Consider the following 5,645-nt stretch of genomic DNA (forward strand, 5'->3'; position numbering starts at 1 on the left):
AATTGGAACCGTTAATTGATGAAATTATTGTTGACACGAAAGCATGGATTAGGGATAATGTGAAATGATGTGTAACTAACCAAAATAATAAGGCAAAGCAGACTTTGTTACGTATAGCACCTACAAGTCCAGTATATGGCCCTTTGGCTTTGATAGTGAATTATGGGAAGAAACAGAGCAGGACAACAGGATCAGCCAGATGCGGAGAGTCTTTTTCCGCCGATTGGCTTAATCCATTGGTTATGTGTTGATTTGGTATGATTCGCCGTATAGGATAGTCTAATAAATTCGTGAGTGTGCCAATGTAAGATGTCAATCATCCTCCAATATTTTGATACAGTTGTGCAGCATTGGGTCCTCATCTGAAGTTATGTAGGAGTGCGGCGTACCTGCTCCAATTGTAGTGCCGCTTGGTCTGAAGATCCCGAACTCGCGTTCATTATAACACTCTACGCATAACTTACCTGTTAGTTTGGAAAACTGTTTCGGAAAAAGATCGTCACATAACATACAACGGACTAGATTATCGCCTGTTTGGTCAGTAAGTGTAAGACGGTCTTTGATGTCAGCCAGATTATCACAAAAGTCGGCATATCGCTCTTCCATCTCCTGCGATGACATTTTGTCTCCTTTACCTGCAAGTGCAACATGCTCGCTAGTGCGGCGAGCCGTTTTGTCACATCCGGATTTGTTATGTGCTGTAGTTTTCCCACACGACTCTGCTGACGCCTCTTCGAAGTGGGGTAACAACTTCTTCCGGTGCCCTTTCAATGTATTCTTTGGCTTTTTCCTTGCCTGCCATGGGCAGTTCACGAAGATACTGAACAGCTGTTTCCACCGTATAGTTATTGAAGTTGCTACCTAAAGCCGTCCATATCACAGCTTCGTAGTCCCTTTGGTCTGCCCAGTTGCGGATGGTTTTGAGAATCTCCTCTGTGGCGCCGCGAGATTCTCCTGATGCCACATCCACAAATCCGATCGAGTCAACCAAGGGGACTCCCTCACGGCTTTTCAGGTCCAGTATTGCCTTGTCAAGTCTTCGGCGGGAACTGCTTATGAACCGAGTTGAGCATTGCTCACCGTGTACCGGGTCTATGACCAATGTGAGAGCGCCACTTCGCGATGTGGACTTTCTGGAAAACTCAAGTGGTAGCTCCGGCCCTCCAGTCTTCCACCCTCCCCGTACGTGGGTTGTGAGATTCCCCGGTTCCCAAATCAGTGATCCCCAACCAATAAGAGCTATTTTCATTTTTCTTTTGTCCTTCACATAACAGTTAATATACTGCAAGCGGTAATTCCCGAAATATTAGTATTTGCTATGAAAGATGTCAACAAATTAAATAATTAAACATTGAAAGATAATACCCATAAAATCAGATAGATACAATAATTTTTAAAAATAGATGACGGGACAAATTTCTACAATATAATATTAACATTCCGATGTTATATTGCATGCAGTAATTGCCCGCTATCGATCGAAGACAGGCTAATTTCTTAAAAGAACCGCCAAATTTATTACCATTTGAAATGTTGAACGTTTGGAGATAATGACAAAAACTCAATAACAGGAATACAGCAGTGCCTCAGGCAAAAACCGCGCAGCGCGTCTTTCAGGAAGCAAGCAGCGCTTCAGGCAATAACCACGAAGTATACACAAAAGGCAGAACCATTTCTGGCCCTGCCTTTTATTTTTTAATACGATCTTCTATCTCTTATTCAGCATCGCGGTAGACTACCCGTTCCGGCATACTGCACGGGCGATGAGGAAAAGTTTTCTCATCGTTAAATTACTTTTTACTTTCCTTCATCTTCTTATTAAATTTATCACGAACTGCCTTGAGTTCATCCGGCGTACGGCATATTTGTTCTGCCTGTATAGCTTCCATATTTTTCAGAATGGAAAACCCGTATTTTTCGCTGTATACAGTCTCGCCCCATACAACGTCCTCAACAACCGAATGGTCTTCTTTCCTCATTATCTTCCAACCTTCCGGAGTTTCCCATGCCAAAGGTTCCTTTTCTACAGCTTTAATGATTTTGTCAGCTTTTAATGAGCCTGCACGCTCTACAGCGGCCTTTATAAAATACACACCGGCATATGTCTCGTTTGCCATATAATCGGGATATTCTTTAAACCTATCATAGTATGCTTTAACAAATTTTTTGTTCATATCCGAATCGGGCGTAAGAAAAAAGTAACGTGCTGCCACATATGTTCCTTCCGGCAAATCCTTCCCGAGAGGTATCAGTGTCTCAAGCGCCGCTCCATCAGGAAAGGCAAATTTGATATTATTAAACAGACCGGTAGGCAGTGCCTGTTTGATAAAGTTATTTGCATCATTACCCCATAACGGCGACCAAACTGCATCCGGCTTAAGTTCGGCAATCTGTTTAATAAAAGACGTATAATCGCCTTCCATAAGCTTAGGCCATAACTCGCCAACAAACTCTACGTCCGGTCTCAGTTCCTTCAGCTTGGCTTTGAATGCCTCCCATGATTCATGACCATAGTTGTAATTTGGTCCTATGCACATCCAGCGTTTAAACGGTTTTGAAGCCATATAGTATGCTCCTGAACGCGAGTGCATCATGGCATTGCTCAGTATGCCAAACTGGTACGGGCTAAACAGGTCATCTGTCATTGAATTTGCAGCAGCTTGCGTTAAAATCAATATTTTCTTGTTTTCGGTTGCAACCTTTGACACCGCCACTGCAACACCGCTGGAAGTCGGGCCTATGATGAAGTCCACTTTATCCTGAGTAACAAACTTCTTTGCAATCTGCTCACCTATATCAGCCTTGAGCTTGCAGTCTTCAAAAATAGCCTCTACTTTCCTTTTTAGAATACCGCCATTCGCATTTATCTCGTCCATAGCCATCTGTACTGCCTGCTTCCCATGCTTGCCATAACCACCCATGGGCCCTGACATAATAAACATCACACCAAGTTTTATGGGTTTTTCTGCAGCAAAAGACAAACCGGCAGAGCATAATAAAACGAACAACAAAATAATAGAGATGTAAACTGGTTTCTTCATAAATCCCCCTTTCTTAATTTGTAAAGCGTATTAAAAATATTAAGCCTTTTCATTTTTCATGTCAAGCGTAAGATTCTATAAGTATTAACCATATACTGCTTGAAGTAATGAACCTCCCTGCAGCAAGCTGTACGCAGGGTTTCTTCAAAGTCATGGACAAAATACTGATCCTGTTATGTTTCTTCCTTGATCTTTTCCATTAAATCTTTAAAATACAGTTTATTTTTTTTAAGCAGTCTTACCTCCAACTCTTCATCTTCGGTAAGATAAGGTTTTACCTGGAGCATCTGCAGCTTTTCATCGAGCGATTTATGCATAATACGGGCCTCATTATAACGTTCTTCTTTGGTTTTGACTTCTGCCATTTTATTACTCCTTATCTTTTGATTTTTTTCTAAACAATTACATCTTTATATTTCCTGCTCAATATCAGATTGTATTGTTCGTCCATACCAGCTTCATGCATAACATACCACATGGGCAGGATTTCTTCAAAAAAACAGGGCACATTGATGACCTTTTATCAATGATTTTTTCTTTTATATTTGATAGACTTAAAATACTTGATTACAAACCAGGAGGTGTTTTATGGCAACAGGAAAAGACAAGCCTAAGAATGAAACAAAAAAAGCTCCGCAAAAAACTTTAAAGGAAAAGAGAAAAGAGAAACAGGAAAAGGCAAAAAACAAATAAATCATTGCACTGAATACAAAAGGAGGACTAAGAATGAAAATTGTTCTATTGGGGGCGCCGGGCGCCGGTAAGGGTACTGTTGCAAAATTATTGACAGATTATGATGGCTCAGTCCAGATATCAACAGGGGACATCTTGAGAAATGCAGTAAATGCCGGGTCCGAGCTTGGCAAGAAAGCTCAGGGATATATGGAACGCGGCGAGCTTGTTCCTGATGAGCTTATTATGGATATAATGGGGGTAAGGCTGAAGGAACCTGATTGTGAAAAAGGTTTTATACTTGACGGTTTTCCAAGAACGATTCCTCAAGCCGAGGCATTAAAGAACCTGCTTGTGAAACTCAATCTGAAATTAGACAAGGTTATTGATCTTGATGTACCAAGAGATGTTATTCTTGACAGACTGACTACACGCAGGACATGTGCCAACCCTGATTGTCAGGAAATATACAACATTAAAAGCAAGCCGCCGGCACCGGACGGCACCTGCCTTAAATGCGGTTCGCCTGCCGTACAGCGCGCCGATGAAACAGTGGAAGCCATCACAAAACGTCTTGAAACTTACAACGAAAAAACAGCGCCGCTTATTGACTTCTACAGAAAGGAAGGGCTGCTAAAATCTATCAGTTCTCTGAGCAGCGAGGAAATTGTTGCAAAGATCAAAGAAGGCTGATTCATAATACAAATTCTTTAGCATTCATGGGTCAGCATTCAGAATCCAACAAAGAGGGATTTTGAATTCATTATGACCCCTGAATGCTATTTACATGCATTTAAATTGCCTGTCAGCATCAAATTCAAAGGCAACATATACTAACTAATACCAATAATACAGTTTTATGGGGTGTAATTAATGAATTTCGGTCTTGCCACATTTTTCTTTGTGAAGAAACATATTCTTGATGTTGTTTATGATATTATTGCTGCCGATATTAAAACAATAGAGCTATCCTGTGAAATGCCCCATATTCTCGATATGAATGACAATTTTGTTTCAAGAATGAACGAGTTCACCCGAAGCGGTATAGAGTTTTCAATACACGCACCGTTTTTTGAGGTAAACCTCGGGAGTTTTTATGACGATTACAGAAAAAACGCAATAAGAATGCTGAAACAAACCATCGATATAGCTTATGGCATAGGATGTGATCCTGTAGTCATCCATCCGGGATATACTATGCTCACAGGCAGATCAAAAAGTATTGAGGAAACAACAAGAAACTACTTCATTGAAGATTTACATGAAATATACAGCTATGCAGCAGAGAGAGATTTGAGGGTAGCTATTGAAAATGTCCATTTGCCATTTTTTTTCCTTTGTGATCCGGGAGATTTTAAGGAGCTTCACAAAAAAATCCCGGATATCGGTCTAACACTCGACATAGGCCATGCCTATATTACAAAAATCTCAAATGGCGTGAAAGACCCGGAAGGGGCAATTCTCCAGGATATAAAAGATATCGGCATAGAGCATCTTTTCCATGTTCATATACATAATAATTGGGGGACAAAGGACAACCACTTATTCTACAATGGCAATACTAACCTGAAAAGGATTATACACGGTCTTGTTGAGCTTGGATACACAGGAAAGCTAATCATTGAAAGTTATGAGATAGAGGAAATGGGAATCAATACCGCACTTGAAAAATTAAAAGAAATCTCATAGTTGTTGCCGGACAAATACCAAGTCCCCACGAGGCCGCCGCACCTGCAAGCGGAGATTCGGTTCATTGAGTGAGCCAAACAGATTCCCATTGTGGCGTAACAAAATAAGACCTTTGCATAATCCCGGCTTCCCGGTTTTTCCATCTTTACAATCATTTTTTATGGTTTTTGACGTTTCATCAGGTAGCTGAATGAGCCTCCACTTTTGGTCTCCCGCTTCCCCTCCCCCTTCTTTAGGGGGGGG

The 5,645-nt window shown here is 41.1% G+C and carries 6 protein-coding genes; 2 read left to right on the forward strand and 4 right to left on the reverse strand.

Annotation, left to right across the window (positions count from 1 at the left end; genetic code table 11):
* Positions 1-312: 312 nt before the first annotated feature.
* The 4 genes from NT010_12525 to NT010_12540 all read right to left on the reverse strand — a co-directional run bounded on the left by NT010_12525 (position 313) and on the right by NT010_12540 (position 3,406).
* Positions 313-621, reverse strand: coding sequence for a hypothetical protein (locus tag NT010_12525; GenBank protein ID MCX5806865.1), 309 nt, complete (start codon positions 619-621; stop codon positions 313-315).
* 70 nt (positions 622-691) lie between these two features.
* On the reverse strand, positions 692-1,288 hold the full coding sequence (locus tag NT010_12530; GenBank protein ID MCX5806866.1) for a hypothetical protein: 597 nt from the start codon (positions 1,286-1,288) through the stop codon (positions 692-694).
* A gap of 502 nt (positions 1,289-1,790) precedes the next feature.
* Positions 1,791-3,041 (reverse strand): ABC transporter substrate-binding protein, encoded by a 1,251-nt coding sequence (locus tag NT010_12535; protein MCX5806867.1) that lies wholly within the window; start codon positions 3,039-3,041, stop codon positions 1,791-1,793.
* A gap of 173 nt (positions 3,042-3,214) precedes the next feature.
* Positions 3,215-3,406: a hypothetical protein gene (locus NT010_12540; GenBank protein MCX5806868.1), complete on the reverse strand. Its 192-nt coding sequence runs from the start codon at positions 3,404-3,406 to the stop codon at positions 3,215-3,217.
* Between the two features lie 361 nt (positions 3,407-3,767).
* Between NT010_12540 and NT010_12545 the strand changes: the two genes are divergently transcribed.
* Positions 3,768-4,406, forward strand: a complete 639-nt coding sequence (locus tag NT010_12545; protein ID MCX5806869.1) for an adenylate kinase — start codon at positions 3,768-3,770, stop codon at positions 4,404-4,406.
* A 180-nt stretch (positions 4,407-4,586) separates the two neighbouring features.
* On the forward strand, positions 4,587-5,402 hold the full coding sequence (locus NT010_12550; GenBank protein MCX5806870.1) for a sugar phosphate isomerase/epimerase: 816 nt from the start codon (positions 4,587-4,589) through the stop codon (positions 5,400-5,402).
* Positions 5,403-5,645 lie beyond the last annotated feature (243 nt).

The organism is Pseudomonadota bacterium, from assembly GCA_026388275.1.
GTDB lineage: Bacteria > Desulfobacterota > Syntrophorhabdia > Syntrophorhabdales > Syntrophorhabdaceae > JAPLKB01.